This is a genomic window from Pseudolysinimonas sp. 10J20-29 (assembly GCF_055809595.1).
Genome location: NZ_CM147917.1, coordinates 1,838,962 through 1,865,353, shown reverse-complemented (window position 1 = coordinate 1,865,353; position 26,392 = coordinate 1,838,962). Strand labels below are relative to the sequence as shown.

Genomic DNA, 26,392 nt, shown 5'->3' with positions numbered 1-26,392 from the left:
GCGCCCTCGTCGCCCTCGGGCGCGCGCGGGCCTAGTACTCGTCGAGCTCGTGCTCGCGGCTCGACTCGACGACCGTGCCGACGGCGATCGCGACCGAGATGGCCCAGCTGATCCACATCAGGATCAGCCGCCAGTCGCGCGGGCCGTCCTTCGTCTGCTTGGCGATGCCCACAGCACCGAAGACCGAACTCAACACGCTCGTGTTGAAGAGAAACTTGCGCATCGACGCCTCCTGACTGTTACTCCACGCTATCGCGCATCGCCTGTGGGCGGGACCTCGGCGTCGAACTCATCGCGTCGGCGCCTCCCGAAGCGCGGGGCGGCGCCGGTCAGCAGCGGCTCGCGCGTGGCGTGCTCCTGGCCGAGGTGGTGCTTCGCGAACGCGACCGTCTCGATCAGCTGGGCGAGGCGCTTGGCGTCGCTCGTCAACGTCGCGGGCTTCACCTCGGCGACCACCGATCCCGACCAGCCGGTGCTCGCGAGCCAGTCGAGGGTCTCGCCGACCGGCTGGGTGCCGCGCCCGGGCAGCAGGTGCTCGTCGAAGACCGTGCCGTCCTCGACGGAGCCGCGCCCGTCGCAGAGGTGAAGGTGGCGCAGGCGGTCGCCCATCGCCATCGCGATCTCGAGCGAGTCGCGCCCGGCGAGGGAGGCGTGCGAGAAGTCGAGCGTCATCGCGTCGACGTCGAGGTCGAGCGGGTCGGGGCTCGGCGCGTAGGCGGTGAGCTGTCGGCCCGCGACCTTCCACGGGAACATGTTCTCGACCGCGATCTCGACCCCCGCATCGGCGGCCGTGCGGCGCACGATCCGCTCGAAGTCGGTGGCGTAGCCGGACTGCCAGCGGAAGGGCGGATGCACCACGACGCTCGGCGCGCCGAGCGTGGCCGCGAGCTCGGCCGAGCGCTCGAGCTTCACCGCGGGGTTCCGGCCCCAGACGAACGGGGTCAGCAGCAGCACCGGGGCGTGGATGGCGAGGATCGGAAGCTCGTACCGCTCGCTGAGCGCGCGCAGGGCGGCGGCATCCCGGGTGACGGCGTCGCTCGTGACCATGACCTCGATGCCGTCGAAGCCCGCAAGCCGGGCCAGGCGAAACGCCTGCTCGACCCCGAGGGGGAAGACGCACGAGGTGCTCATTCCGATGGCGATCATGGCGGCACGCTACCCAGCGAAGATGTCGCCGATGTGTCGTCCATGCAAAGGTTTGCGACCGCGGCGCCGTCGTCGGACCCGGGGACTTCTCGGGTTTCGGGCAGGGGCCGGCTGATACCGTATCGGCATGGACGATGAACTGTATTCCTTTGTTGTCGTCTCGAATCGTCTCCCCGTCGACCGCGTCGTCGACGAGTCCGGTGCGACGACCTGGAGGCAGTCTCCCGGCGGTCTGGTGACGGCCCTCGAGCCCGTGATGCGCGCCGCCGACGGCGCCTGGGTCGGCTGGGCCGGTCAGCCCGATCTCGAGCTGGCGCCCTTCGACAACGACGGAATCCGCATCGTGCCGGTTCCTCTGTCGGTGACCGACATCGAGCTCTACTACGAGGGCTTCAGCAACGACACCATCTGGCCGCTGTACCACGACGTCATCGCCCAGCCGAGCTACCACCGCGAGTGGTGGGACCGCTACGTGCACGTCAACCGCCGCTTCGCTGAGGCGACCGCCGCGGTGTCGGCGGAGGGGGCGACGGTCTGGGTGCAGGACTACCAGCTGCAGCTCGTCCCGCGCATGCTGCGCGAGTTGCGGCCCGACCTGACGATCGGCTTCTTCAACCACATTCCGTTCCCCGCATACGGCATCTACTCGCAGCTGCCCTGGCGTCGGCAGATCATCGAGGGCCTTCTCGGCGCCGATGTGATCGGATTCCAGCGCGTCGCCGATGCGGGCAACTTCACCCGGGCGGTGCGCCGGCTCTTCGCCTACAAGACGAGCTCGACCTCGATCGAGGTGCCGAAGACCGACGACGGCGAGAAGCGCCAGGTGATCGCCAAGGCGTTCCCGATCTCGATCGACGCCACCGCGTTCGAAGAGCTCGCCCAGCGCCCCGAGGTGCAGGAGCGCGCGGCGCAGATCCGACGCGACCTCGGCAACCCGACCACGATCATGCTCGGCGTCGACCGGCTCGACTACACCAAGGGCATCCGGCACCGCATGAAGGCCTTCGGCGAGCTGCTCAGCGAGCAGCGGATGTCGGTGGAGGAGGTCGCCCTGGTGCAGGTGGCGAGCCCCAGCCGCGAGCGGGTCGAGGCCTACATGCAGCTGCGCGACGAGATCGAGCTGATGGTCGGGCGCATCAACGGCGACTTCGGCACGATCAGCCACCAGCCGATCCACTACCTGTACCACGGCTACCCGCGCGAGGAGATGGCGGCGCTCTACCTCGCCGCCGACATCATGCTCGTCACCGCACTGCGCGACGGCATGAACCTGGTGGCCAAGGAGTACGTCGCTGCCCGCAAGGACGAGGACGGCGTGCTCGTGCTGAGCGAGTTCGCCGGCGCCGCCGACGAGCTGAAGAGCGCGCTGCTGGTCAACCCGCACGACATCGAGGGGCTGAAGGACACGATCATGCGCGCCGCCGCGATGCCGCGGGCAGACCGCCGCAAGCGGATGCGCGCCATGCGGCGCCGCGTCAACGAGAACGACGTCGCCAACTGGTCGGCGAAGTTCCTGCGGGTGCTGGAGGCGACGAAGGGGCGCGACGCCGCCGACGCCGCCCCGGCCCAGGTCGCGGCACCGTGAGCACCGAGGTGACCCCCGCACTGCGCGACGCTCTGCGCGCGATCGCCGGGGTGCCCCGCCTGCTGGTGGCGCTCGACTTCGACGGCACGCTCGCGCCCGAGGTCGACTCGCCCGAGGACGCCCGCGCGATTCCGGCCGCCCAGGCCGCCGTCGAGCGGCTGCTGGCGCTGCCCGAGACGCGGGTCGCGTTCATCTCCGGGCGCGCGCTCGGAAGCCTGCAGCACGTGACCGGTGCCACCCCCGAGACCCTCCTGGTCGGCTCGCACGGTGTCGAGTACCGGCTCGACGCCGACGGGGACGGCGACCCGCTGGAGCCGCACGAGCTGGAGCGCGTCCAGGTGCTGCACGACGTGCTCGAGGCCGCCGTCGCCGACATCGATCAGGTCTGGCTCGAGCACAAGCCCGCCGGCTTCGCGGTGCACAGCCGACTCGCGACGCCCGACGACGCCGAGCGCGCCCAGCGCGAGACGCGCGCGCGGGCCGAGGAGCGCCTCGACGGGCTCACCGTGCGCGGCGGCAAGAACGTGCTCGAGTTCTCGGTGCGCTCAGCGAACAAGGGCGAAGCGGTCCAGCACCTGCGCCGCTACACCCACGCCGACGCCGTGTTCTTCGCCGGCGACGATGTGACCGACGAGGATGCGTTCCGCGTACTCGGCGACGCGGACCTCGGTCTCAAGAGCGGACCGGGCGACACGGCGGCGAGCTTCCGCGTCGGGGGCCCCGACGAGGTCGCCCAGGTGCTCGATGAGCTGGCGACCCTGCGGAGGGCCGCTCGCACCTGAGCGCGGCTTCTTCACAGTTTTCTCTCAGTAATCTGGAATCCGGCGGCGCGGAAGGGACGGGATGCTCTCCATCTTTCTTGCGTTCATCGGCGCCGCAGTCGTGCTGCCCGCCCTTGCACGTTGGATCGGCCGGGGGGTGTTTCCGCTCGCGGCGCTCGTGGCCGCCGCCGGATTCGTCCAGGCGCTCGTGCGCGCCCCCGAGGTCGCCGCGGGCGGGGTGCTCGTCGAGTCGATGGTCTGGATCGACCAGCTCGACCTGAGCGTCTCCTTCGTCGTGGATCCGCTGGGTCTGCTGCTCGCGCTCGTCGTGACCGGCGTCGGCGCGCTCGTGCTGCTCTACTGCACGCGGTACTTCCGCGGAGATGACGCCCGCATCGGGGTGTTCGCGGGAACCTTCATGGCCTTCGCCGGTGCCATGTACGGCCTCGTCCTGGCCGACGACGTCTACCTGCTCTTCATCTTCTGGGAGGCGACCAGCGTCTTCTCCTACCTGCTGATCGGCCACTCGCACCAGAAGCGCGCGAGCCGAAGCGGCGCGCTGCAGGCGCTGCTGGTGACCACGCTCGGCGGGCTCGTCATGCTGGTCGGCTTCGTGCTGCTGGTCGCCGAGGGCGGCACGACCTCGCTGCGCGAGCTGATCGCCGCGTCCCCGAGCGGTCCCGTCGTGACCGTCGCGATCATGCTGGTGCTGGTCGGCGCGCTCTCCAAGTCGGCGATCTTCCCGTTCCACTTCTGGCTGCCCGGCGCGATGGCCGCCCCGACCCCGGTCAGCGCCTACCTGCACGCCGCGGCGATGGTGAAGGCGGGCGTGTACCTGGTGCTGCGCCTCGGCCCGGGCTTCGCCGAGACGCCCGGGTGGAGCGAAGTGCTCGTGACGCTGGGTCTCGTCACGCTGCTGCTCGGCGGCATCCAGGCGCTGCGGCAGACCGACCTCAAGCAGGTGCTCGCCCACGGCACGGTCAGCCAGTTGGGCATGCTCATCGCGATCGCCGGCTTCGGCACGGCCGAGGCGGCGCTCGCCGGCATCGTGCTGCTGCTCGCGCACGCGCTGTTCAAGTCGGCGCTGTTCCTCATCGTCGGCATCGTCGATCAGCGGATGGGGACGCGCGACCTGCGCGAGATCACCGGGCTCGGGCGGCGCGCTCCGGTCCTCGCAGCGGCCGCGATCATCGCGGTCGCCTCGATGGCCGGGCTTCCGCCGCTGTTCGGGTTCGTGGCGAAGGAGGCCGTGTTCGCCGCGGTTCTCGAGGTCGCCGAAGCCGGCGACCCGGTGGCGTGGCTCGTGCTGGCCGCGCTCGTTGCCGGGGCGGTGCTGACGCTCGCCTACGGCATCCGCTTCGTCTGGGGCGCGTTCGGCGACAAGCGGCCCGAGCGGGTGGTCCCGCGCGACACCGGCGGCATCCGCACGATGCGAGTGCCGAGCGGCTCCGAGCGCGGCTTCATGGTCGGGCCCGCCGTCGTGCTCGTCGTGCTCACCCTCGCGCTCGGCCCGTTCGCCGCGGTCGTCGACCCGCTCGCGACGGCGACCATCGCCGGATACGCGGATGCCGCCGAGGCGCCGCACGTCGAGTTCTGGCACGGCGTCGGGCTCGCGCTCGCCGCCTCCGGCGTCAGCATCGCGCTCGGCCTCGGCCTCGCCGCCGTGCTGCGGCGACGCGAAGAGCGCGGCCCGCGGGCCCCGCTCGCCGAGCGGGTGTACCGCGCCATCGTCGGTGCGACCGACCGGGTGGCGGCGTGGCTGACCGCGCAGCTGCGAGCGCGGATCGCTGCCGTTCTATCTCGGCGTGATCTACCTGGTGGTGGCGCTCGCGCTCGTCGGCGCGCTGCTGAACGTCGAATCCTGGTCGCAGAACTGGGAGCTCGCGCAGGGGCCGGTGCAGTTCGCCGCGGGCCTGGTCATGATCGTCGGCGCGCTCGCGGCGGCACGTGCCCAGAAGCGCTTCGCGGGGGCGATCCTCGTCGGGGTCACCGGCACCGGCATGGCCGCCATCTTCGCCACGCAGGGAGCGCCGGATCTGGCGCTCACCCAGCTCCTCGTCGAGGTCGTCACGCTCGTCGCCTTCGTGCTCGTCCTGCGCCGGCTGCCGGCGCGGCTCGGCGAGCACAACGGCAGCACCAACCGCGTTCCGCGCGCGCTGCTCGGCGTGACCGTGGGGCTCGCGATGGCCTCCGTCGCGATCGTGGCGACCGGGGTGCGGGTCGACGAGCCCATCTCGCTCGCCTGGCCCGAGCTCGCCTACGTGCAGGGTCACGGACGCAACGTCGTCAACGTGGCGCTCGTCGACATCCGAGCCTGGGACACGCTGGGTGAGCTGTCGGTCGTGATCGCCGCGGCGACCGGTGTCGCCAGCCTGATCTTCGTGAGCTCGCGCCGCGACGACCTGCCGCGCGTCGGGCGGCGGGCCGCGCGCGCGTCGGTCCGCAAGCGCCGCGCGCAGCAGGAGGAGCCGCTGCACGTGCCGGTCGCCCGCGGATCGTGGCTGCTGGCGGGGCGCACGCTGTCGCCCGAGAACCGCTCGATCCTGCTCGAAGTGGTCGTCCGGCTGATCTTCCACGCGCTCATCGTCGTCTCGGTGTACCTGCTGCTGGTGGGGCACAACGCTCCCGGCGGCGGCTTCGCGGGCGGACTCGTGGTCGGCCTCGCACTCACCGCGCGCTACCTCGCGGGCGGCCGCCGTGAACTGGGGGCCGCCGCGCCGTTCGACGCGGGCGTCATCCTCGGGGTCGGGCTGCTCACCGCGGCCGCCACCGCGGTGATCCCGCTGTTCTTCGGCGTCGACGCGCTCACCTCCACCTGGTTCACCCTGTCGCTCGGGGTCTTCGGCGAGATCGACCTGGTCACCTCGATGTTCTTCGACATCGGCGTGTACCTCGTGGTCGTCGGGCTCGCCCTCGACGTGCTGCGCAGCCTCGGCGCCGAGGTCGACCGCCAGAGCGAGGACGCCGAGGCGGGGACGGCGAGCCGACGCGCATCCGGGGAGGTATCGGTATGAGCGTCTCACTCGTGCTGCTGGTCGTGATGGCCGTGCTCTACGCCTGCGGCGTGTACCTGCTGCTGGAGCGCAGCATGACGCGCGTGCTGTTCGGCTTCCTGCTGGTCGGCAACGCCACCAACCTCCTCATCCTCATCGTCGCCGGACGCCCGGGAGCGGCCCCGATCTACGACGAGGAGAGCACCGAGGCGATCAGCGACCCGCTGCCGCAGGCGCTCATCCTCACCGCGATCGTGATCACCTTCGCCGTCTCGGCGTTCCTGCTCGCGCTCATCTACCGGTCGTGGCTGCTCTCCCGCGCCGACACGCTCTCCGACGACGCCGACGACCTGGCGATGCGCGCCGGAACCGCGTCGACGGCGGGAGAGCACACCGAGTACAGCGACGACGTCGCGGGCGAGTCGAGCGAGTTCGGCGACGGCGAGCCCGAGACCCCGCCGAGCACCGAGACGGAGGTCGCGCGATGAACGCCCCCGTGGCGCTGGTGCCCCTCGTGGTGCTGCTCCCGCTGATCGGCGCCGGAGCCGCGCTCGCCCTCGGTCGGCGCGCCCGGGCGCAGCGCGTGCTCGCCGTGGCCGCGCTGGTCGGCATGCTCGCCGTGAGCATCGTCATGCTCGTCGCGGCTGACACCGGCGGTCCGCTCGTGATGGAGGTCGGGGGCTGGGCCGCGCCGTACGGCATCGTCCTCGTCGTCGACCGGCTCGCCGCGCTGCTGCTCGCGATCTCGGCCATCGTGCTGCTCGCGGTCCTGCTGTTCTCCGTCGGCCAGGGTCTCGCCGACGGCGACGCCGAGACTCCCGTCACGATCTACTACCCGACCTATCTGATCCTGGCCGCGGGGGTCGCGATCGCGTTCATCGCCGGCGACCTGTTCAACCTCTACGTCGGCTTCGAGGTGCTGCTGGTCTCCAGCTACGTGCTCATCACCATCGGCGGAACGACCGAGCGCATCCGCGCCGGCACCACCTACATCGTCGTCAGCCTGGTGTCGTCGGCGCTGTTCCTCGGCTCGATCGCGATGATCTACGGGGCCACCGGCACCGTGAACATGGCGCAGATCGCCGACCGGCTCGAATCCATCCCCACCGACGTGCAGATCCTGCTGCACGTGATGCTGCTGCTCGGCTTCGGCATCAAGGCCGCCGTGTTCCCGCTGTCGTTCTGGCTGCCCGACTCCTACCCGACGGCGCCCGCGCCGGTCACCGCCGTGTTCGCCGGATTGCTGACCAAGGTCGGCGTCTACGCCATCATCCGCACCGAGACGCTGCTGTTCCCCGGGCCCGAGCTGAACCCGCTGCTCCTGACCGTCGCGACGATCACCATGGTGGTGGGCGTGCTCGGCGCCGTCGCGCAGAGCGACATCAAACGACTGCTGAGCTTCACGCTCGTCAGCCACATCGGCTACATGATCCTCGGCATCGGGCTCGGAACCGTCGCAGGAACGACGGCGACGATCTACTACGTCGTGCACCACATCGTGGTGCAGACGACGCTGTTCCTCGCGGCGGGACTCATCGAACGGCGCGCCGGCAGCACCTCGCTGCCGAAGCTCGGCGGACTGCTCGCGATCTCGCCGCTGGTCGCCGGGATCTTCCTGATCCCCGCGCTGAACCTCGGCGGCATCCCGCCGTTCTCCGGATTCCTCGGCAAGATCGGCCTGTTCACCGCGGCCGTCGAGGCGGGCGAGCCGCTCGCGCTGGTCGGGGTCGCGGCCGGCGCGCTCGTCTCCCTGCTCACCCTGTACGCGCTCATCCGCGTCTGGAACGCCGCGTTCTGGCGCCCCGCGCCCGAGCTCCTCGACGCCCCGGTGGACGAGGAGACGGCGCCGACCGGCGCGGTCATCACGGCGCCGGTCGCCACCACGACCCCGCGCATCATGACCGGCGTCACCATCGCGATGGTCGGCGTGGGGCTCGCGCTCACCGTCTTCGCCGGACCGCTCTACGACCTGAGCGAGCGGGCCGGACAGAACCTCGAAGGCGACTTCTATCAGGACGCCGTCTTCCCGGAGGGCCTCGATGAGTGAGCCTGAGGAGATGACCCCGCACACCGTGACCCGCAAGGCGGTGCGGTTCCGGCTGCTCCAGCAGCTTCCGCTGCTCGTCACGCTCGTCGTGCTGTGGATGCTGCTGTGGGGCACCGTGTCGTGGCTCAGCCTGGTCAGCGGCGTCCTCGTCGCGATCGCTGCGACCCAGTTCTTCTACCTGCCGCCGGTCGAGCTCTCGGGGCGCTTCAACCCGTTCTGGCTGATCGTGTTCCTCGCCCATTTCGGTGCCGAGCTGTTCGTGGCCTCCTTCGCGGTCGCCGCGCGGGCCTTCGGGCCGCCGATCCGCAGCAACGCGATCATCGAGGTGGATCTGCGCTCGCACTCCGACTTCGTCGTCACCCTGACCGCCACCGCGATCTCGCTCGTGCCCGGGTCGCTCGTGATCGAGATCGACCGCGACCGCGCGGCGCTGTTCGTGCACGTGCTCGGCGCGCGCACCGAGCGCGACCTCGACCGGGCGCGCCGGACGGTGCTCGACACGGAGGCGCGTCTCGTGCGCGCCGTCGGATCGCGCGAAGACCTGGAGAGGTGCCGAGCCTCATGACCGTGCTGATCGCCATTGCGGGCGTGATCTTCGCCCTCTCCGCCGCCCTCGCTGTCATCCGGGTCGTGCTCGGTCCGACGGTGCTCGACCGCATGATCGCGGCCGACGTGCTGCTCACGATCGTGCTGCTCGTCGTCGGCGCCGAGATGGTCGTCTCCGGCCACACCCGCAACCTCGTCGTCATGCTCGTCATCGCGGTGTCGGCGAGCATCGCCACGATCGCCGTGTCGCGCTTCGTCTCGCAGCGCCCCGTCGAATCGCAGCCCGGCGAGCAGCAGGAGGCCGACCGATGATCGATCTCGATGTCATCCTCGACCTCGCGGCGGGCGTCTGCCTCGTGCTCGCCTCGCTCCTGTCGCTGGGTGCCGCCGTCGGCCTGCTGCGCTTCCCCGACTCGCTGAGTCGGCTGCACGCCGGAACCAAGCCGCAGATCCTCGGCCTGATCCTCGTGATCATCGCCATCGCGCTCGCCACCCGCACCTGGGCGACGCTCCTCGCGCTCGTGCCGATCGCGATCTTCCAGCTGTTCACCGCGCCCGTCGCCGCCCACATGATCGGTCGCGCCGGCTACCGCAGCAAGAACGTGCGCCGCGACCTGCTGATGCGCGACGAGCTCGTCGACGACGTCTCGCGGGCCGAGGAGCGGGATGCGGCGGCGGAGGGCCAGCCCCCAGCGTCGTGACCCGCGCCGCCCTTCTATGGCGCGACACGCACTACGAAGGCCTTGCCTCGTGCGCCTGACACGTCGAAGCTGATCTTCGTCGTCGGCGACAGCTGAGTGACTGTGGCACCGGCCGACGCGCTGACGGTCGCGGTCGAGCTCACGAACAGCTCGAGCGAGATCGTTCCTGTGTTCGTCTGGGTCGGATCGACGACGGTGATGACGGTGTCGCCGCCGTCACTCTCGATCGTCACGGATGCGATCGCATCGCTGGCGAGATACGTCGAGCCATCGCGAATCACGCTGCCGCTGGCCCAGAACGCGGCCGCGACGGCGCCGGTCGACGACTCATCCACGGCGCTCACGGAGCTCGAGTTCTCGAGGATGCGAACGTCAGGACTCGCGGCGTAGGCCGAGGTCGAAGCCGAACTCGCGTTCGGCAGCACGATGTACGAGTAGTCGGCGGCGGCGGGGGAGGTGCCGTGATCGAACCAGAGCGAGGCGAACTCGTTCGTCCGCGTGGTCGCGGTGCCGCTGGCCTGGTTGATGGAGTACCAGTTGCCGCTGCGCACCTCGCGCTCAACGTCGATATCGGCGCCGTCGGGGAACACATAGCCGATCGTGCTCCCGTCACTCGTCAGATGCGCCCAGTCGGCCCCGGCATGACTCGCCGCGACTCCGTCGGTCAGCGCGGTGGGCGAGCCATTGACGAGCAACGACACCGTGCCGGAGTCCACGCGACGGTTGTCGATCGTGGTCTCGATTCGTCGCGGCGCGCCATCCCAGCCGTTGCCGCTCTGGGTGGCGCTGATGCCGTTTCCCAGAGCGACGTACTCATCGTCGAAGAAGAACCATGCCTTGTTCGCTTCGAGGTCGCTTCCGTAGGCGTCGAGCGTCATCTGCGCGACCGCCGCATGGCCAGCATCTCCGGCGGCCCCGCCCGAGAACTCGCCGGTCGGGCGACTCGATGCTCCAGAGGTGTTCGTTCTGGCCACCGTATCGACGGTGGTTCCGGCGAGGCGGTATCGATTGACCGTCGCCCAGAAATCGTCGCTGTACTGATCGACATCGGAATCCAAGTACAGGTAAGTCATTCCGTCGGCGGTGTACCAGGACCGGTAGTTCTCCTGATTGATCGACTCATACGTCGCGATCCGCGGATTGGACATCGCGACTACCGCCGCATAGGACCCGCGGTGGCTCACCGACCTTGCCATCGCGTTGAAGGCCCAATCGCCGTCGAGCTGAGCGCCGACGCTTCCGTCGGTCGCGGAATCGGCGAGCTCCAGGACGAACAGCGAGCCGCCGCCCCAGAAGCCGGGGTTGTCGCCGGAGTCGAGATGCCGCGCGACGACACCTCGGATCTCGTCCCGTGTGCCCGCTGGGGCGCTTTCGGCAATCGTCAGCATCGCGCGAAGAGCAGTCGCGCCGGAGACATCGTCCTGGTTGTGCTCGCGTGAGATCTCTCGTCCTCGAACCGAGTCCATCATCACGCCGTTGCGCATGACCGGATCGAATGCCTCGGTCACCCAGTCGTAGACGTGCGAGACATCCGAGTCGACAACCTCCCAGGGCGAGTCGTCGAGCAGCAGAAGCAACTGGCCGATATTGGTCGCGAGGGAGACACCGTACCCACCTGTGTACGGATAGTAGTTGTGCTGCAGGAAAGAGCCGTCGCGGTGGAAGCCATCTCCGCTCGTCACGTAGTCGAAGACGTTGCTGAGGCCATTGCGCGCCGAGTTGAGCTTGGCCGCGTCCTCGACGATGACGCCACGGACACCGACCACCATGGCCTTCCAGACTCGGTTGGCTCCGGTCATCGAGACCCACGGGCTGAAGTCGTTGACCGCATCCATCGCGTTGTCGATGGTCGACGGCGAGAGCTCTTCGAAGAGCAGGACGACGATCGAGTTGACCTCAAGGGGGAAGCCGATCTCGGGAAACCACCAGTTGCTGCCCTGCGGCATGCCGTCGTAGTAGCGATGAGACAGCATCCACTCGAAGGCGGTGATGGTGTCGTCGCGGAAGTCGTCGTCACCGTAGACGGCGCTGCCCGGAGTCGCCCACGCTGTCGCCATCAGCGTGAGGCGCCGGAAGGCGGCCAACGCGTCCGACTGGTTCGATGTGCTGAGGTCAGCCCAAGGCTCGGTCTCCGCAGCGAGATCGAGCGCGTCGCGGTAGGCACTCGCGTCCGTGTCGAGACCCGCGATCACGGATGCGTACGGCTCGATCGAAGGATCGATCGCCGCGGTGCCGACGAGGATCGTGCGCCACTTCTCGCGGGCCGACTCGTACGGGTCCTCCGGTGTGGTGCTGGTGCCGTAGCCGCAGTCGGCGAGTTCGGTGGCGTTGGGGCTGAAGCGGAACCAATCGAACTCGGCGTCGATCTCGGCGCCCGCGCTGGAGGTCCCGCGGCCGGCGTACGGGCCGACATGGGTGGGACCGAAGCTTCCGCCGGCTGAGACGGTGGAGCCGACCGGGGTGAACGTCTCGCCATCGGTGGAGTAGGCGCCGGTGTAGGTGCTTCCGTCAGCGGCGATGCGGAACCAGAAGGTGTCGCCGACTCCGCCCGAAAGCACCGCGTAGCCGGCGTTCGATCCGCTGTGGTTGAACTGGACGCGACGCTCGCCACTGGAGTAGTAGACGTCGAGCACGATCCATTCGCTGGAGTTCTCCCAGAGAATGAGTCCGCCTTGCTGGTAGCTCGCGACGGGTTCCACCGTCACTTTCGTGGTGGCCTCCCAGATGCTCCCGGGCAGGGGCTGCTGGATGAGTGAGGCGGTTGCGGGGGAGACCAGCTCGGTCGGAAGGACGAGATGGCCGGCTGCGAAGGAGTGCGCGACCGGAGCGTTCACGGTGCTGGACCAGGTGGCGGTGTCCAGGGTGGCGCCGTCGAACTCGTCCGATCCTGCCGCCGCACAGAACTCATACATCGGCCCATCGCAGTCGGCGAGTTGGGTGGCGGTGGGGCTGAGGCGGAACCAGTCGAACTCGGCGTCGATTTCGGCGCCGGCGCTGGAGGTGCCGCGGCCGGCGTACGGGCCGATGTGGGTGGGGGCGAAGCTCCCGCCGGTGGCGGCGGGGGTGCCGATCGGGGTGAAGGTGCTGCCGTCGGTGGAGTAGGCGCCGGAGACTGTGGTGCCGTCGGCGGTCATGCGGAACCAGAAGATGTCTCCGGTTGCAACCGGCAGGACGGCGTATCCGGGGTTGGATCCGCTGTGGTTGAACTGGATGCGACGTTCGCCACTGGAGTAGTAGACGTCGAGCACGATCCATTCGCTGGAGTTCTCCCAGAGGATGAGCCCGCCTTGCTGGTAGCTCGCGACGGGGGCGACGGTGACTTTGGTCGTTGCCTCCCAGACGCTTCCGGGCAGGGGCTGCTGGATCAGCGATGCCGTGGAGGGGGCGACGAGCTCGGTCGGGAGGACCAGGTGGCCGCCGGTCACGGTGTGGTTAACGGGCCCGTTCACGCTGCTGGACCACGTGGCGGTATCGAGCGTCGCGCCCGTGAACTCATCCGAACCCGGCGCAGCGCAGGTCGCGTAGGTCGGATCACTCGGCGGAGCCTGGAAACCTGTTCCCGCCGCGAGCATGTGGGACGACACCGGAGACCCGACCGCCATGCCAGGTGTCTTTGCTGCGGCCGTTCCCGGAGTCGCCGCCAACAGAGCTGTGGCGAGTACTGCGGCCGCGAGTTGCCGCAGCAGAGAGCGATGAATCGTCACGTGAATCCCCTTCGATTCCGTCGCGACAACGTTCGCTGTGTCGCGTGCGAACCGAAGCTACGGCAGACACGAGAACTGTCAACCTCGACCTGGGGCCGCAGGCTCAGGTGCGACTGGCTCGCACCGGGACGCGGTCGGACATCGCCGCTGGCCATTGACCGTCATGTGGCGGTGTGCCGAAGCGCCCGACCTTGACCGCTTCCTTGGCCAGACGAAGAAACGCGGTGGTGGCCGGGGTGGGTCTCGTCGCGGGGTAGGCGACGAACAGCTCGGTCACCATGTCGTCTTCGCCCAACGGCATCGCGACGACGCCCGCACGCTGCAGATTCGCGTTGGACGCGGCCTGGAAGGAGATCCCGAGGCCCGCGGCGACGAGTGAGAGCTGAGCCTCCGTGGTGTATCCGGTGGCGGGCCCGGTGGGGCTGAAGCCCGCGGCAAGGCAGTATCTCGTGATCGAGTCGTGGAACTCGGGGCCGAGCTCGCGGGGCCACGTCACGAAGCGCTCGCTGGCGAGTTGCGCCAGTTTGAGCGGCTGCTCCGATCGCGCGAGCGGATGACCGCTCGGCAGGTAGACGATGAACGATTCCTTGTAGAGAAGCTCGGTTGTCACCGCGCTGTGCGGGCGCGCCGTTCTCAGGATCCCGACGTCGATCGTTCGGTCGGCGATCGCCTGCACCTGGTGCAGGCTCGAGGAATCCTGGCGAAGGGTGACCTGCAGGTTCGGAAGCTCGACCTGGAGTCGGCGCAGAACCGGGGCGAGGATGCCGTTGAATCCTGCCCCGACCGAGCCGATCGTCAGGCGCCCCGTGCGCCCGGCCGCCACGTCACGCGTCGTGGCGAACACGCGGTCCATCTCCACGAGCACCGATCGCGCCCCGTCAGCGAGCGCTCGTCCTGCTTGCGTCACCTCGACCCGCCGGCTCCTGCGCTCCAGCAGCACGACGCCCATCTCTTCTTCGAGCGCGCGGATCTGCGCGCTCAGCGACGGCTGGGTCATCCCCATCCGCCGCGCCGCGCGGCCGAAGTGCAGCTCGTCGACCACGGCCAGAAAGCACTCGAGCCTGCGTTGATTCATCGAAATTTCCCATCGATTGATAGGCCAGGTGGCCTCTCGACGGGGCGAAAAGGCGCACCGGCGCTGGTGCGACTTCAGGTTCTCGCGTGACGCGGGGCAACGGCGTGACGATAGCAAGATCCTATCGATTGATAGACCCCGAAGGGTACTTCGACTCGATCAACCGGGCTACCGTCGATCGAGCGCCGATGTGGGACTGACGACATCGACGTACCCCTGCACCACTCGATCAGCCAGTCATGAGGCTGGCAGAACAAAGGAGTTCTCGAATGCACTTGTCGCGATCCATCGCGGTGCCCGGCCTGTTGGTCGCCGCACTTGCGCTCACCGGCTGCGCCAGCGGCGCCGCCACCGGGGGCAGCTCTGACGGCTCCAGCGGGTTGACCGTGGGCATCACCTCGTCCATCCAGTCGCTGAAGCCGTACCCGATCGGCGACCCGCAGCAGGCCGTCAAGCGGTCGCTGTTCGACACCCTGATCACGCTCACGGAGGGCCTCGAGCCCGAACCGCAGATCGCCGAGTCGTGGGAGATCGACGACGCCTCGACCGCGCTCACGCTCACCCTTCGTGATGATGTGGTGTTCTCCGACGGCACGAGCGTCGACGCCGACGCGGTCGTGTGGAACCTGGAGTACGCGCAGGACCCGGAGACCGGTCTCCAGGGCGCCGGCGTGCTGGGGGGTGCCGAGTTCTCCGCCGTCGACGAGTCGACGGTCGAGATCGCGCTCGCCTCGTCGACGCCGCAGATCTTCTCCCTGCTCAACAACATCGTGATCATCTCGCCCGAGTCGTTCGACGTGATCGACAGCGCTCCGATCGGCACCGGCCCCTACATCATCGACACGTTCGACCCGGGGAGCGCGCTGAGCCTCGTGCCGAACGAGTCGTACTGGGGCGAGGCGCCGCTCGCCAGCGAGATCGACTTCCGCACCTACCCGGACTCCAGTGCGCTTGTCGCTGCCGTGCAGAGCGGTGGTGTGGACGTGGCCTACCAGGTGCCGTTCAGCGACGTGAGCCGGCTGAGCGAAGGCACGACCAAGACCCTGATCGTCCCCGGTGCCGGAAACTTCAACATCATGGTGCAGTCGGCGGAGGGCCCGACGGCCGACCCGCGGGTGCGCCAGGCACTCGGCTACGCGCTCGACCGCGAGCGCTTCGCCGACACCTTCCTGAACGGCGTGACGGCGTCCAGCTGCATCATGTGGCCCGCCAGCAGCCCGGCCTACGACGCCGCGATGGAGACCTGCGAGTTCGACCTGGACAAGGCCGCAGCCCTCCTCGCCGAGGCCGGCTACGCGGACGGGTTCGATATCGAGTTCGTCATCAACCGTGCCACTGTCAGCGAGCTCGCGGACTTCGCGCAGGTCTACCAGGCCGACCTGGCCACCATCGGCGTCAACCTCACGATCAGCGAGGTGGAGGAGACGGAGATCATCCGCACCGCCATCGCCGCCGACTTCACCGGCATGGTCGGACATCGCTACGGCTTCGCGAACCAGGACCCGGCGTTCGCCTTCGGCGCGCTGCCCTTCCGCGGCACCGAGAACCCGACGCGCTTCGACTCGGATGAGTGGCGCGGCTTCATCTCGGACGGCCAGCTCAGCACCACGCGTGAAGAGCGGATGGAGGCCTACCGCGCCGCGGCTGCGTTCCTCGCCGAGCAGGCGTTCAACCTGCCGATGGCCAACCAGCCGCGAGCCCTGGCGATGGCTGCCGACCTTGAGGGTCTGACCCTCGGCAACGGCGATCTCGCGCTCAACCTCACCAGCGCAAGCAAGTAGCGGAGAAGGGCACAACGCCATGTTTCGATTCGTCATCAGTCGAGTGGGCAGGGGCATCCCCGTCCTCTTGATTGCGAGCGTGGCGTTGTTCGCCCTGATCCGGGCGATCCCGGGGGATCCGGCGCTGGCGTTGGGGGGACCCGACGCCAGCCCGGAGACCATCGCGGCGATTCGCGAGACTCTCGCGCTCGACGCGCCGCTGTGGCAGCAGTACCTCACCTGGATTGGCCAGCTGCTGCAGTTCGACCTCGGCACCTCACTCATCTCGAAGCAGCCGGTCATCGAGCTGGTCGGCTACCGATTCAGCGCGACGCTCGCTCTGGTCTTGGCGGCCTTGTTCGTCGCGATCGTCGTCGGCATCGGCCTCGGCGTGCTCGCCGGACTGCGTCGCGGCACCGTTCTTGACAACGTGCTGTCCGCGCTCACGGCCACCATGATGGGCATCGCGCCGTTCTGGCTCGGCTATCTGCTGATCCTGCTGTTCGCGGTCACCCTCGGGTGGCTGCCCTCCGGCGGCTACGTGCCGTTCGCGGAAGACCCGGGCCGGGCCTTGCAGACGCTCGCCCTTCCGGCGCTGTGCCTCGGCATCACGCAGGCCGGTGTTCTCGCCCGGTTCACCCGTGCATCCGTCGTGGAGGTGCGCGAGGAGCTGTACGTGACGACGGCCGCGTCGAAGGGCGTCGATCCGAGCAGGGTCGTGTTCAGCCACATTCTGCGCAACGCTCTCATCCCGATCCTGACGATCTTCGCGATCCAGATCGGCAACCTCCTCGGCGGCGCCGTCGTGATCGAAAGCATGTTCTCGTGGCCCGGAGTCGGCCGTCAGCTGCTCGAAGCCGTCTCGGCGCGCGACTACCCCGTCATCCAAGCGATTCTGATGCTGTCTTTGGTGGTGTTCGTGGTTCTCAACATCTTGACCGACCTGCTGTACGGCGTCTTCGACCCGCGGCTGCGAAGCGAGGTGAAAGCGTAATGGCGCTCGACCTCGAGGCGCGCGAGCGCGCCGCCCGTCGCATCGGGAGGCCCGAGTGGCGTGACCGCTTCGCCCGCGGACTCGCCTGGCTTCCGCGGCCCCGCGCGAACTTCCAACTGACTCTGGGACTGTCGCTCGCCGCGATGTTCGTGATTCTTGCGGTGTTCGCGCCGCTCATCTCGCCGCATGACCCCATTCAGCAGTACCGCGGCGATGAGCTGGTGGGCCCGTCCTGGACGTACTGGTTCGGAACCGACCAACTCGGTCGGGACATCTTCAGCCGCGTGGTCTTCGGCACCCGCGCGTCCTTCGAGATCGGCGTCATCGCCGTCTCGCTCGGCGCGAGTCTCGGGGCCGCCGGCGGCATCCTTGCGGGCTACTTCCAGCGCGCGACCGAGGCGATCATCATGCGATTCGCCGAGGCGCTGTTCGCCTTCCCGGCGCTTGTCCTCGGGATCGCCTTCGCGGCGGTGTTCGGCTCCTCGAGCACGGTCGCGGCGATCGCGATCGGCATCGCGACGGTCCCGAGCTTCGCCCGTGTCAGCCGCGCCTCGACGCTCACGGTGCGATCCAAGGACTACGTGATCGCGGCACGGATGGCCGGGGCCTCGCACCTCAAGGTGATCGCGCGACACGTGGTTCCCAATATCTCCGGCCCGCTGCTGGTGCAGCTCGCGATCTCGATGGGGGCAGCCGTCCTCATCGCGGCCGGTCTGAGCTTCATCGGCCTGGGCACCCAGCCGCCGATGCCCTCGTGGGGGCAGATGCTCAACGAGAGCCTGCGGTTCTCAAGCCAGGCCCCGTGGTACGGCCTGTTCCCCGGAATCGCCCTGACGCTCATGGTCTTGGGGCTGAACTCCCTCGCCGATGGCCTTCACACGAAGTTGGATGCACGATGACCGATATTCAGGACCGCACCGACCGGCGCGACCGAACGGATGGCGACGCAGTGCCGCTTCTTCAGGTCCGCGATCTGCGAGTCGCGGTGATGCTCCGCAGCGGACGCGAAGATGCCGTTCGAGGCGTCAATCTGACGCTGCACAGGGGAGAGACCCTCGCGATCGTCGGCGAGTCGGGCTCCGGCAAGAGCCTCACCGCGCTCGCGATCGCGGGGCTGCTCCCGCGCGGAGTCGACGCGCGCGGCGCGGTCGAGTTCAACGGCACGAATCTGCTCGACCTGTCACCGCGTGCGATGCGCGGGGTGCGGGCGAAGGAGATCGGGTTCGTCTTCCAGGACCCGCTCGCGGCGCTCAACCCGACCATGACCGTCGGGGCGCAGGTGGGTGAGGCCCGTCGAGGCCGTTTCGCCGGCGAGTCGCGTCGCGACCGCCGCGGCGGCGTGATCGAAGCACTCGAATCGGTGCAGGTTCCCGATCCTGATCTGCGCGCCGACCAGTACCCGCACGAGTTCTCCGGCGGCATGCGGCAGCGCGCCATGATCGCCACCGCGCGCACCAAACGACCGAGCCTGCTCATCGCCGACGAGCCGACCACCGCCCTCGACGTCACCGTGCAGGCGCAGGTGCTGAAGCTCATCGCCGATGCGAAGACCGAGGACGGGGTCGCCACCGTCTTCATCTCGCACGACCTGGCGCTCGTCTCGCAGATCGCCGACCGGGTGGCCGTGATGTACGGCGGCCGGATCGTCGAGGAGGGAACGGTCGAGGAGCTGTTCACGAACCCGAAGCATCCGTACACGATCGGTCTGCTCGGAAGCATCGCTCGTCTGGATCTGGTGCGCGAACGCCTCGTCTCGATTCCCGGTTCGCCGCCCGCGCTCGGGAGCATCACCGTGGGGTGCCGTTTCGCGCCGCGGTGCGAGCGTCGACAGGGGCGGGACTCCTGCGTCGAGGTGGAGCCGAGCCTGCGCAATGTGGGAGCGCCCGAGGAGCGCACCGGGCATCGAAGTGCCTGCCACTTCAACGACGAAGCGCCGCGAGTGGCCGACGCGGATCAAGGGGAAGCCGTCTGATGGGAAATGCAACGACGAAGGCCGAGAGCGCTGACGGCACCGATGCGGTGCTCTCCGCCCGCGACGTCACTCGGCACTTCCCGGTGATGCGGAAGGGGCGCCGCCTCACCGTTCGCGCTCTCGATGACGTGAACCTGGAGATCGGCGCGGGCGAGGTGCTCGGACTGGTGGGCGAGTCGGGGTGCGGCAAGTCGACGTTCTCGCGCATCGCGACCATGATCGATGCCCCGACCTCGGGCACGATCGAGATCGAACGGAATCAACCCGGCAACCGCCGACCGCCAACGGTCGCGCGAGCTGCGCGCCAAGGTCCAGATGGTGTTCCAGGACCCGAACAGCTCCCTCGATCCTCGGATGAGCGTGGGCGCGTCGATTGCCGAGCCGATGAAACTCGCCGGGACCTTCCGGGAGCGAGGCGGGAAAGACGCCGTGCTTCAGCTTCTGGACGAAGTGGGGCTCGGCATGGTCGACCCGCGTCGGCACCCGCGCGATCTGTCGGGTGGACAGAAGCAGCGTGTCGCGATCGCCCGAGCTCTCTCGATCAGCCCGCGCCTTCTCGTGCTCGACGAGCCAGTGTCGGCGCTCGACGTGAGCGTGCAGGCGCAGATTGTGAACCTCTTCGACGACCTGAAGGAGCGGCTCGGGCTGTCGTATCTGTTCGTCGCTCATGACCTTGCGGTGGTCCGCCACATCAGCGACGTCGTTGCCGTGATGTACCTCGGTCAGATCGTGGAGAAGGGCCCCGCCGCCCAGGTCTTCAGCGCACCTCGCCACCCGTACACGCGGGCCCTGCTGGACGCGGCTCCCGAGCCGAATCTGCGTGGCAAGCCGGTGTCGGTGCCCCTGTCGGGCGAGGTGCCGAGTCCGCTGCGCGTCCCGTCCGGATGCCGGTTCAGCAACCGATGCCCGCTGCGTGCAGCACTCGGAAACCCCGAGATCTGCACCACCGTGAACCCGGATCTCGCCGTGGTCGCGCCGGGCCAGGAGGCGCGGTGCCACTTCTCCGAGCAGATGGTGTCGGCTGCCCCGACGGCGGCAGCGGGGGCGCGCGCATGACACGCCCCAACATCATCCAGATCGTCGTCGACGACATGGGCTACGGCGATCTGTCGAGCGTCAACTTCGGCGCATCGTCGACGCCGGTGCTCGACCAGCTCTCGACGAATGGCGTCAGCCTGACCCAGCACTACTCGGCGTCTCCCGTCTGCGCGCCGGCGCGTGCCGCGCTGCTGACCGGGCAGTACCCGCAGCGCGGGGGAGTCATCGACACGCTCGAGGCCTACGGCACGGACCGGCTGTCGACAGCGCGTCGAACCATCGCCGACTACCTCGGCGCCGCCGGCTACGCAACCGGGCTCGTGGGCAAATGGCACAACGGCGCGTTCGACGACCGCTATCACCCGCTCAACCGGGGCTTCGGCGAGTTCCTCGGATTCCGCGGAGGGTGGCAGGACTACTGGGAGTGGACCCTGGAACGGGACCGCGCCCCGTTCGCCGCCGACGGGCGCTACCTGACGGACGTGTTCACCAGCGGGGCAATCGACTACATCGAGCGCCACCAGAACGAGCCGTTCTTCCTGCACCTCGCCTACAACGCGCCGCACTTCCCGTTCCAGGCGCCCGAAGCCGAGATCGACCAGTTCCTGAAGCCGGGAGTGAGTCGCCGAGTGGCAACGATCTACGCGATGATTCAGCGCGTCGATCTCGGCATCGGTCGCATTCTGCAGACGCTGGAGGAGCGCGGCCTCGCCGACAACACCATCGTCATGTTCATGAGTGACAATGGGCCACAGCTCGACGGCGAAGGCGAGGAGTCGACGGTGCGCTACAACGCGGGCCTGCGGGGAGCGAAGCAGACCGTCTGGGAAGGGGGCATCCGTGTTCCCTTCATCATGCGGTGGCCCGACGGGATCGAAGGCCGGACATCCCTCGACTCGCTCGTGCACTTCACCGATTGGCTCCCGACCCTGCTCGACGCCGCAGGCGTTCGCTACGACCCGGAGAGCTTCGACGGCCGAAGCGCTCTGCCCGTGCTTCAAGGCAGCACGCGGGCGGCGGAGTCGACGCGCTTCTGGCAGTGGACGCGCTACGAACCGCTCGCGACGTCGAATGCGGCGATGCGCGACGGCGACTGGAAGCTGCTGTGGCCCGCGTGGCCGCTCTCCCTGGACGCCACGCCGGCCGATGATCGCCTCGACGAAGCGATCAAGCGAGACCCGGGCCTGTTCAACCCGGAGACCGTCGGCGCTCGCCCCACCCTGGCCACGGCGCCCGCCAACGCGGCACCGATGCTCTTCAACCTCCGATCCGATCCGGCCGAGGCGTCTGATCTCGCCGAGTCGCAGCCCAAACGCGTCGCCTCGATGACGCGCCAGCTCGCGAAGTGGTTTGCCGACGTCGAAGACGACCGCCGCGCGGCCGTGCAGGCGGACCGTCGCCCCGTCGCGCCGTGAGGTCACGGCACCGCGTCTACGCGGCAGAGCTGCCCTGGCGGGGAGGGGCGCTCCCGCGCGCTGTCGAGGATCGCAGCGCCGTCGAGTTCCGGCGGCTGCCCGACGCCGCGACGGACGCGGTCGCTGACGACCAGTTCCTGACACAGGTGCGCACGCCGGCAGGCGTGCATCTCTCGGTCTCCACGGAGGCGAGCCTGCTCGAGCTGGAGATCTGGATCTCAGAGCCCGCGTCGAGCCTCGACATCGTGGTCGATGGCTCCATCTGGGAGCGCGTCGCGCTCGCGGCAGGCTGGCAGACCGCCCGCATCCCGCTGCCCGGACGGCGCGTCGACCTCGTCGTCGCACTCCCGGTCGACACCCCGACGCGGCTGGGGGCGCTCGCGTTCGTCGGCGATCAGGATCCGGTGCCGACGGCCGAGTCGGGACCCCGCTGGCTGACGTACGGCAGCTCGATCACGCAAGGGATCGGTGCCAGCGGTCCGAGCGATGCCTGGCCGTGGAGGGTTGCGGCCTCGCGGGGATGGCGGCACACCAACCTCGGACTCGCCGGGCAGTGCCACCTGGATCCCGCGGTGGCGGATCACCTTCGAGCAACACCCGCCGACCTGATCAGCCTGTGTGTCGGGATCAACATCTACGGGAAGCGGACGTTCTCGGCTCGTTCGCTGGGACCCGCCATGACGGGGTTCGTGCGACGAGTGCGCGAGGGGCACCCGACGACGCCGCTCGTCGTCGTGACACCCATCGCGTGCCCGGACCGGGAGTCGACGCCCAATGCGGACGGACTCACGCTGCGCGAGATCCGCAGCATCGTCGCGGCGGCGACAGCGCGCGCGGCGGAGCTCGACGGCATTCCCATCACCATCGTCGACGGGCTGGAGATCCTCAACGAGAACGAGGCGCAGCGCTGCCCGATCGCCTCCATCCGAACAGCGAAGGCTATGAGCTGATGGCTCGACGTCTGGCGCCCCGACTGGCGGACGCGCTCGGCGGGGCGGCGCGCTGACGGGACCCCGAGCCCGGACGCCATGGGAACCGCGCCAACGCGATACCCTCGACACATGCCGGAAACATCTGCCGATTCGGGCGCGCCCGCAGTCGATCACAAGCCCCGTTCACGCACCGTCACCGATGGCATCGAAGCCACGACGAGCCGCGGCATGCTGCGCGCCGTCGGCATGGGCGACGCCGACTGGGACAAGTCGCAGATCGGCATCGCCAGCTCGTGGAACGAGATCACCCCCTGCAACCTGAGCCTCGCGCGTCTCGCGCAGGCGGCGAAGGAGGGCGTGCACTCCGGCGGCGGCTACCCGCTGCAGTTCGGCACCGTCTCCGTCTCCGACGGCATCTCGATGGGCCACGAGGGAATGCACTTCTCGCTCGTCTCGCGTGAGGTCATCGCCGACAGCGTCGAGACCGTCATGCAGGCGGAGCGCCTCGACGGCTCGGTGCTGCTCGCCGGCTGCGACAAGTCGATCCCCGGCATGCTGATGGCGGCGGCGCGACTCGACCTCGCCTCCGTCTTCCTCTACGCCGGATCGATCGCCCCCGGCTGGGTGAAGCTCTCGGACGGCACCGAGAAGGACATCACGATCATCGACTCCTTCGAGGCGGTCGGCGCCGTCAAGGCCGGCAAGATGAGCGAGGCCGACGCCAAGCGCATCGAGTGCGCCTTCGCGCCCGGCGAGGGCGCCTGCGGCGGCATGTACACCGCCAACACGATGGCGTCCGTCGCCGAAGCGCTCGGCCTCTCGCTGCCCGGCAGTGCGAGCCCGGCCGCCGCCGACGCGCGTCGCGACTACTTCGCCCACCGCTCCGGTGAGGCCGTCACCAACCTGCTGCGCCTCGGCATCACCGCGCGCGACATCCTCACCAAGAAGGCGTTCGAGAACGCGATCGCGGTCGGCATGGCGCTCGGCGGCTCGACCAACATCGTGCTGCACCTGCTCGCGATCGCACACGAGGCCGAGGTCGACCTCACCCTCGACGACTTCAACCGCATCGGCTCGAAGGTGCCGCACATCGGCGACCTGAAGCCCTTCGGCCAGTACGTCATGAACGACGTCGACCGCCACGGCGGCCTGCCGACGCTGATGAAGGCCCTCATGGATGCCGGACTCATGCACGGCGACGCCCTCACCGTCACCGGCAAGACCCTCGCCGAGAACCTCGCGGAGATGGACATCGAGCCGCTCGACGGCAAGGTGCTGCGCGCGCTCGACAACCCGATCCACGCCACCGGAGGCCTGACGATCCTGAACGGCTCGCTCGCCCCCGAGGGCGCGGTCGTGAAGACCGCCGGCTTCGACGCCGAGACCTTCGAGGGCCCCGCGCGCGTGTTCGAGCGTGAGCGTGCCGCCATGGATGCGCTCACCAACGGCGAGATCACCGCCGGCGACGTCGTCGTCATCCGCTTCGAAGGCCCCAAGGGCGGTCCCGGCATGCGCGAGATGCTCGCCATCACCGCCGCCATCAAGGGGGCAGGCCTCGGAAAAGATGTACTACTCTTGACCGACGGCAGATTCTCAGGCGGCACAACCGGCCTGTGCATCGGCCACGTCGCTCCCGAAGCGGTGGACGCAGGTCCGATCGCATTCGTCCGCGACGGTGATCTGATACGGGTCGATATCGCCGCCCGGTCCATTGACCTACTGGTCGACGAGGCCGAGCTGGCAGCCCGCCGAGACGGCTGGGCTCCACTTCCTCCGCGCTATACCCGTGGCGTTCTCGCGAAGTACTCGAAGCTCGTGCATTCCGCTGCGGAAGGCGCGGTCACCGGGTAGCTTGCGCTCCCGATCTGCCGGCCGGCGGATCGATCAGACACTTTTCGAAGGACCTCATCCATGACTGCGGACTCCGCACCGGCCCCGGCAGCGCCGGGCAAGGCCGGCCCGCCCGAGCTCACCGGCTCGGGGCAGATCCTCGCCTCGCTCGAAAAGCTCGGCATCACCGACGTCTTCGGTCTTCCCGGCGGCGCCATCATGCCGTTCTACGACGAGCTGATGGCCTCCACCGCGATCCGGCACATCCTGGTGCGCCACGAGCAGGGCGCCGGCCACGCGGCCGAGGGCTACGCCTCCGCCTCCGGCAAGCTCGGCGTCTGCATCGCCACCTCCGGCCCGGGCGCCACCAACCTGGTGACGGCGATCGCCGACGCCTACATGGACTCGGTGCCGCTGCTGGCGATCACCGGCCAGGTGTTCTCGACCTCGATGGGAACGGATGCGTTCCAGGAGGTCGACATCGTCGGCATCACGATGCCGATCACCAAGCATTCGTTCCTGGTGACCAAGCCCGAAGACGTGCCCGGCGTGCTCGCCGCCGCCGTCGAGATCGCCACCACCGGCCGCCCCGGCCCGGTGCTCGTGGACATCACCAAGGACGCGCAGCAGAAGACGGCCCCGTTCATCTGGCCGCCCAAGGTCGAGCTGCTCGGCTACCGCCCGGTGACGAAGGCGCACGGCAAGCAGATCGTCGCCGCGGGTGAGATGCTCGCCGCCGCGAAGAAGCCGATCCTGTACGTCGGCGGCGGAGTGATCCGCGGCGCCGCCGAGAAGGAGCTGCTGAAGCTCGCCGAGAAGACCGGCACGCCCGTCGTGACCACCCTGATGGCGCGCGGCGCGTTCCCCGACTCGCACCCGCAGCACCTCGGCATGCCCGGCATGCACGGCACGGTGCCCGCGGTGCTCGGCCTGCAGGAGAGCGACCTGATCATCGCGCTCGGCGCGCGGTTCGACGACCGCGTCACCGGCAAGGTGGCCGACTTCGCCCCCGAGGCGAAGGTCGTGCACGTCGACATCGACCCGGCCGAGATCGGCAAGATCCGCACCGCCGATGTGCCGATCGTCGGCGACGTGAAGGAGGTGCTGCCCGAGCTGCTGGCGGCCTTCACCACCGCGTCGAAGAACGTCACCCCCGACTACTCGGAGTGGTGGACGCGTCTCAACCAGCTGAAGGCGAACTTCCCGCTCGGCTTCGTCGACGACCCCGACGACGGGCTGCTCGCGCCGCAGGCGATCATCCAGCGCATCGGCGAGCTCTCCGGACCCGAAGCGGTCTACGCCGCGGGCGTCGGCCAGCACCAGATGTGGGCCGCGCAGTTCATCAAGTACGAACGGCCCATGTCGTGGCTGAACTCCGGCGGCGCCGGAACGATGGGCTACTCGGTGCCCGCCGCGATGGGCGCCAAGGTGGCCCAGCCCGACCGCCTGGTGTGGGCGATCGACGGCGACGGTTGCTTCCAGATGACCAATCAGGAGCTCGCCACCTGCACGATCAACGACATCCCGATCAAGGTCGCGATCATCAACAACTCGAGCCTCGGCATGGTGCGCCAGTGGCAGACGCTGTTCTACGACGGCCGCCACTCGTTCACCGACCTCAACACCGGCTCGACCTCGGCCACCGAGCAGACCCGCATGGTGCCCGACTTCGTGAAGCTCGCCGAGGCGTACGGCGCCCTGGGCATCCGCGTCACGAAGCCCGAAGAGGTCGACGCGGCGATCAAGCTCGCGATCGAGACCAACGACCGGCCCGTCGTCATCGACTTCGTGGTCAGCCGCGACGCGATGGTGTGGCCGATGGTCCCGCAGGGCGTCGGCAACTCGCAGGTGCAGTACGCCCGAGATCACGCTCCCGAGTGGGAGGAGGAGTAA

Annotated in this window: 21 protein-coding genes and 3 pseudogenes; 20 read left to right on the top strand and 4 right to left on the bottom strand. The window is 69.0% G+C overall.

Annotated features, from left to right (window positions below; genetic code table 11):
* Positions 1 to 31 precede the first annotated feature (31 nt).
* Positions 32 to 223, bottom strand: coding sequence for a hypothetical protein (locus AC0L6Y_RS09085; RefSeq protein WP_473551192.1), 192 nt, complete (start codon positions 221 to 223; stop codon positions 32 to 34).
* 26 nt (positions 224 to 249) lie between these two features.
* Positions 250 to 1,146 carry a sugar phosphate isomerase/epimerase family protein gene (locus tag AC0L6Y_RS09080; protein ID WP_473551190.1) on the bottom strand — a complete coding sequence of 299 codons (897 nt, stop codon included), beginning with the start codon at positions 1,144 to 1,146 and terminating at the stop codon, positions 250 to 252.
* A gap of 127 nt (positions 1,147 to 1,273) precedes the next feature.
* Between AC0L6Y_RS09080 and otsA the strand changes: the two genes are divergently transcribed.
* From otsA to mnhG, 10 genes and pseudogenes are all read left to right on the top strand, one after another.
* Complete coding sequence (gene otsA / locus AC0L6Y_RS09075; RefSeq protein ID WP_473551187.1) at positions 1,274 to 2,731, top strand: alpha,alpha-trehalose-phosphate synthase (UDP-forming); 1,458 nt, start codon at positions 1,274 to 1,276, stop codon at positions 2,729 to 2,731.
* Complete coding sequence (otsB, locus tag AC0L6Y_RS09070) at positions 2,728 to 3,513, top strand: trehalose-phosphatase (RefSeq protein ID WP_473551183.1); 786 nt, start codon at positions 2,728 to 2,730, stop codon at positions 3,511 to 3,513. Before otsA ends, otsB begins: the two co-directional genes overlap by 4 nt.
* A 61-nt stretch (positions 3,514 to 3,574) precedes the next feature.
* Positions 3,575 to 4,708, top strand: a pseudogene (locus AC0L6Y_RS09065) (proton-conducting transporter transmembrane domain-containing protein); the annotation flags it as partial.
* A 703-nt stretch (positions 4,709 to 5,411) separates the two neighbouring features.
* Positions 5,412 to 5,540 (top strand): annotated as a pseudogene (locus AC0L6Y_RS09060) (hydrogenase subunit MbhD domain-containing protein); the annotation flags it as partial.
* 135 nt (positions 5,541 to 5,675) lie between these two features.
* Positions 5,676 to 6,506 (top strand): hydrogen gas-evolving membrane-bound hydrogenase subunit E, encoded by an 831-nt coding sequence (mbhE, locus tag AC0L6Y_RS09055; protein ID WP_473558411.1) that lies wholly within the window; start codon positions 5,676 to 5,678, stop codon positions 6,504 to 6,506.
* Positions 6,503 to 6,973 carry a Na(+)/H(+) antiporter subunit C gene (locus AC0L6Y_RS09050; protein WP_473551180.1) on the top strand — a complete coding sequence of 157 codons (471 nt, stop codon included), beginning with the start codon at positions 6,503 to 6,505 and terminating at the stop codon, positions 6,971 to 6,973. Before mbhE ends, AC0L6Y_RS09050 begins: the two co-directional genes overlap by 4 nt.
* The gene (locus tag AC0L6Y_RS09045) at positions 6,970 to 8,532 is read left to right on the top strand and encodes a Na+/H+ antiporter subunit D (protein ID WP_473551176.1); all 1,563 of its coding nucleotides are present in this window, start codon (positions 6,970 to 6,972) and stop codon (positions 8,530 to 8,532) included. Before AC0L6Y_RS09050 ends, AC0L6Y_RS09045 begins: the two co-directional genes overlap by 4 nt.
* Positions 8,525 to 9,097: a Na+/H+ antiporter subunit E gene (locus tag AC0L6Y_RS09040; protein WP_473551172.1), complete on the top strand. Its 573-nt coding sequence runs from the start codon at positions 8,525 to 8,527 to the stop codon at positions 9,095 to 9,097. Before AC0L6Y_RS09045 ends, AC0L6Y_RS09040 begins: the two co-directional genes overlap by 8 nt.
* Positions 9,094 to 9,390, top strand: coding sequence for an MrpF/PhaF family protein (locus tag AC0L6Y_RS09035; RefSeq protein WP_473551169.1), 297 nt, complete (start codon positions 9,094 to 9,096; stop codon positions 9,388 to 9,390). Before AC0L6Y_RS09040 ends, AC0L6Y_RS09035 begins: the two co-directional genes overlap by 4 nt.
* A complete protein-coding gene (mnhG, locus tag AC0L6Y_RS09030) occupies positions 9,387 to 9,779 on the top strand; it encodes a monovalent cation/H(+) antiporter subunit G (protein ID WP_473551167.1) in 393 nt (130 codons plus the stop codon). The genes AC0L6Y_RS09035 and mnhG overlap by 4 nt, the downstream gene beginning before the upstream one ends.
* Before the next feature lie 14 nt (positions 9,780 to 9,793).
* Here the strand turns inward: mnhG and AC0L6Y_RS09025 are convergent, their stop codons facing one another.
* Positions 9,794 to 13,228: a polysaccharide lyase family 8 super-sandwich domain-containing protein gene (locus AC0L6Y_RS09025; RefSeq protein ID WP_473551163.1), complete on the bottom strand. Its 3,435-nt coding sequence runs from the start codon at positions 13,226 to 13,228 to the stop codon at positions 9,794 to 9,796.
* 358 nt (positions 13,229 to 13,586) lie between these two features.
* Positions 13,587 to 14,558: a LysR substrate-binding domain-containing protein gene (locus tag AC0L6Y_RS09020; RefSeq protein WP_473551160.1), complete on the bottom strand. Its 972-nt coding sequence runs from the start codon at positions 14,556 to 14,558 to the stop codon at positions 13,587 to 13,589.
* Between the two features lie 269 nt (positions 14,559 to 14,827).
* Here AC0L6Y_RS09020 and AC0L6Y_RS09015 point away from each other — a divergent pair, with 269 nt between their 5' ends.
* The 10 genes and pseudogenes from AC0L6Y_RS09015 to AC0L6Y_RS08970 all read left to right on the top strand — a co-directional run bounded on the left by AC0L6Y_RS09015 (position 14,828) and on the right by AC0L6Y_RS08970 (position 26,392).
* Complete coding sequence (locus AC0L6Y_RS09015; protein ID WP_473551156.1) at positions 14,828 to 16,339, top strand: ABC transporter substrate-binding protein; 1,512 nt, start codon at positions 14,828 to 14,830, stop codon at positions 16,337 to 16,339.
* Between the two features lie 79 nt (positions 16,340 to 16,418).
* Positions 16,419 to 17,312 carry an ABC transporter permease gene (locus tag AC0L6Y_RS09010; RefSeq protein WP_473551153.1) on the top strand — a complete coding sequence of 298 codons (894 nt, stop codon included), beginning with the start codon at positions 16,419 to 16,421 and terminating at the stop codon, positions 17,310 to 17,312.
* A complete protein-coding gene (locus AC0L6Y_RS09005; protein ID WP_473551149.1) occupies positions 17,312 to 18,211 on the top strand; it encodes an ABC transporter permease in 900 nt (299 codons plus the stop codon). Before AC0L6Y_RS09010 ends, AC0L6Y_RS09005 begins: the two co-directional genes overlap by 1 nt.
* Complete coding sequence (locus AC0L6Y_RS09000) at positions 18,208 to 19,284, top strand: ABC transporter ATP-binding protein (protein WP_473551146.1); 1,077 nt, start codon at positions 18,208 to 18,210, stop codon at positions 19,282 to 19,284. Before AC0L6Y_RS09005 ends, AC0L6Y_RS09000 begins: the two co-directional genes overlap by 4 nt.
* Positions 19,284 to 19,496, top strand: a pseudogene (locus tag AC0L6Y_RS08995) (ATP-binding cassette domain-containing protein); the annotation flags it as partial. The gene AC0L6Y_RS09000 and the pseudogene AC0L6Y_RS08995, both read left to right, overlap by 1 nt.
* Before the next feature lie 10 nt (positions 19,497 to 19,506).
* Positions 19,507 to 20,340, top strand: coding sequence for an oligopeptide/dipeptide ABC transporter ATP-binding protein (locus tag AC0L6Y_RS08990; RefSeq protein WP_473551143.1), 834 nt, complete (start codon positions 19,507 to 19,509; stop codon positions 20,338 to 20,340).
* Entirely contained in the window at positions 20,337 to 21,737 is a 1,401-nt protein-coding gene (locus AC0L6Y_RS08985; RefSeq protein WP_473551139.1) for a sulfatase-like hydrolase/transferase, read from the top strand. The genes AC0L6Y_RS08990 and AC0L6Y_RS08985 overlap by 4 nt, the downstream gene beginning before the upstream one ends.
* On the top strand, positions 21,734 to 22,687 hold the full coding sequence (locus AC0L6Y_RS08980; RefSeq protein ID WP_473551136.1) for a GDSL-type esterase/lipase family protein: 954 nt from the start codon (positions 21,734 to 21,736) through the stop codon (positions 22,685 to 22,687). Before AC0L6Y_RS08985 ends, AC0L6Y_RS08980 begins: the two co-directional genes overlap by 4 nt.
* Positions 22,688 to 22,798: 111 nt before the next feature.
* Complete coding sequence (gene ilvD, locus AC0L6Y_RS08975) at positions 22,799 to 24,520, top strand: dihydroxy-acid dehydratase (RefSeq protein WP_473551132.1); 1,722 nt, start codon at positions 22,799 to 22,801, stop codon at positions 24,518 to 24,520.
* A 60-nt stretch (positions 24,521 to 24,580) separates the two neighbouring features.
* Complete coding sequence (locus AC0L6Y_RS08970) at positions 24,581 to 26,392, top strand: acetolactate synthase large subunit (protein ID WP_473551129.1); 1,812 nt, start codon at positions 24,581 to 24,583, stop codon at positions 26,390 to 26,392.

Bases quoted from the DNA above. Each gene is read 5' to 3' on its own strand.
- AC0L6Y_RS09085 (WP_473551192.1), bottom strand. From the start codon at position 223: ATGCGCAAGTTTCTCTTCAACACGAGCGTGTTGAGTTCGGTCTTCGGT.
- AC0L6Y_RS09080 (WP_473551190.1), bottom strand. From the start codon at position 1,146: ATGATCGCCATCGGAATGAGCACCTCGTGCGTCTTCCCCCTCGGGGTC.
- otsA (WP_473551187.1), top strand. From the start codon at position 1,274: ATGGACGATGAACTGTATTCCTTTGTTGTCGTCTCGAATCGTCTCCCC.
- mbhE (WP_473558411.1), top strand. From the start codon at position 5,676: ATGGCCTCCGTCGCGATCGTGGCGACCGGGGTGCGGGTCGACGAGCCC.
- AC0L6Y_RS09050 (WP_473551180.1), top strand. From the start codon at position 6,503: ATGAGCGTCTCACTCGTGCTGCTGGTCGTGATGGCCGTGCTCTACGCC.
- AC0L6Y_RS09045 (WP_473551176.1), top strand. From the start codon at position 6,970: ATGAACGCCCCCGTGGCGCTGGTGCCCCTCGTGGTGCTGCTCCCGCTG.
- AC0L6Y_RS09040 (WP_473551172.1), top strand. From the start codon at position 8,525: ATGAGTGAGCCTGAGGAGATGACCCCGCACACCGTGACCCGCAAGGCG.
- AC0L6Y_RS09035 (WP_473551169.1), top strand. From the start codon at position 9,094: ATGACCGTGCTGATCGCCATTGCGGGCGTGATCTTCGCCCTCTCCGCC.
- mnhG (WP_473551167.1), top strand. From the start codon at position 9,387: ATGATCGATCTCGATGTCATCCTCGACCTCGCGGCGGGCGTCTGCCTC.
- AC0L6Y_RS09020 (WP_473551160.1), bottom strand. From the start codon at position 14,558: ATGAATCAACGCAGGCTCGAGTGCTTTCTGGCCGTGGTCGACGAGCTG.
- AC0L6Y_RS09015 (WP_473551156.1), top strand. From the start codon at position 14,828: ATGCACTTGTCGCGATCCATCGCGGTGCCCGGCCTGTTGGTCGCCGCA.
- AC0L6Y_RS09005 (WP_473551149.1), top strand. From the start codon at position 17,312: ATGGCGCTCGACCTCGAGGCGCGCGAGCGCGCCGCCCGTCGCATCGGG.
- AC0L6Y_RS09000 (WP_473551146.1), top strand. From the start codon at position 18,208: ATGACCGATATTCAGGACCGCACCGACCGGCGCGACCGAACGGATGGC.
- AC0L6Y_RS08990 (WP_473551143.1), top strand. From the start codon at position 19,507: ATGCCCCGACCTCGGGCACGATCGAGATCGAACGGAATCAACCCGGCA.
- AC0L6Y_RS08985 (WP_473551139.1), top strand. From the start codon at position 20,337: ATGACACGCCCCAACATCATCCAGATCGTCGTCGACGACATGGGCTAC.
- ilvD (WP_473551132.1), top strand. From the start codon at position 22,799: ATGCCGGAAACATCTGCCGATTCGGGCGCGCCCGCAGTCGATCACAAG.
- AC0L6Y_RS08970 (WP_473551129.1), top strand. From the start codon at position 24,581: ATGACTGCGGACTCCGCACCGGCCCCGGCAGCGCCGGGCAAGGCCGGC.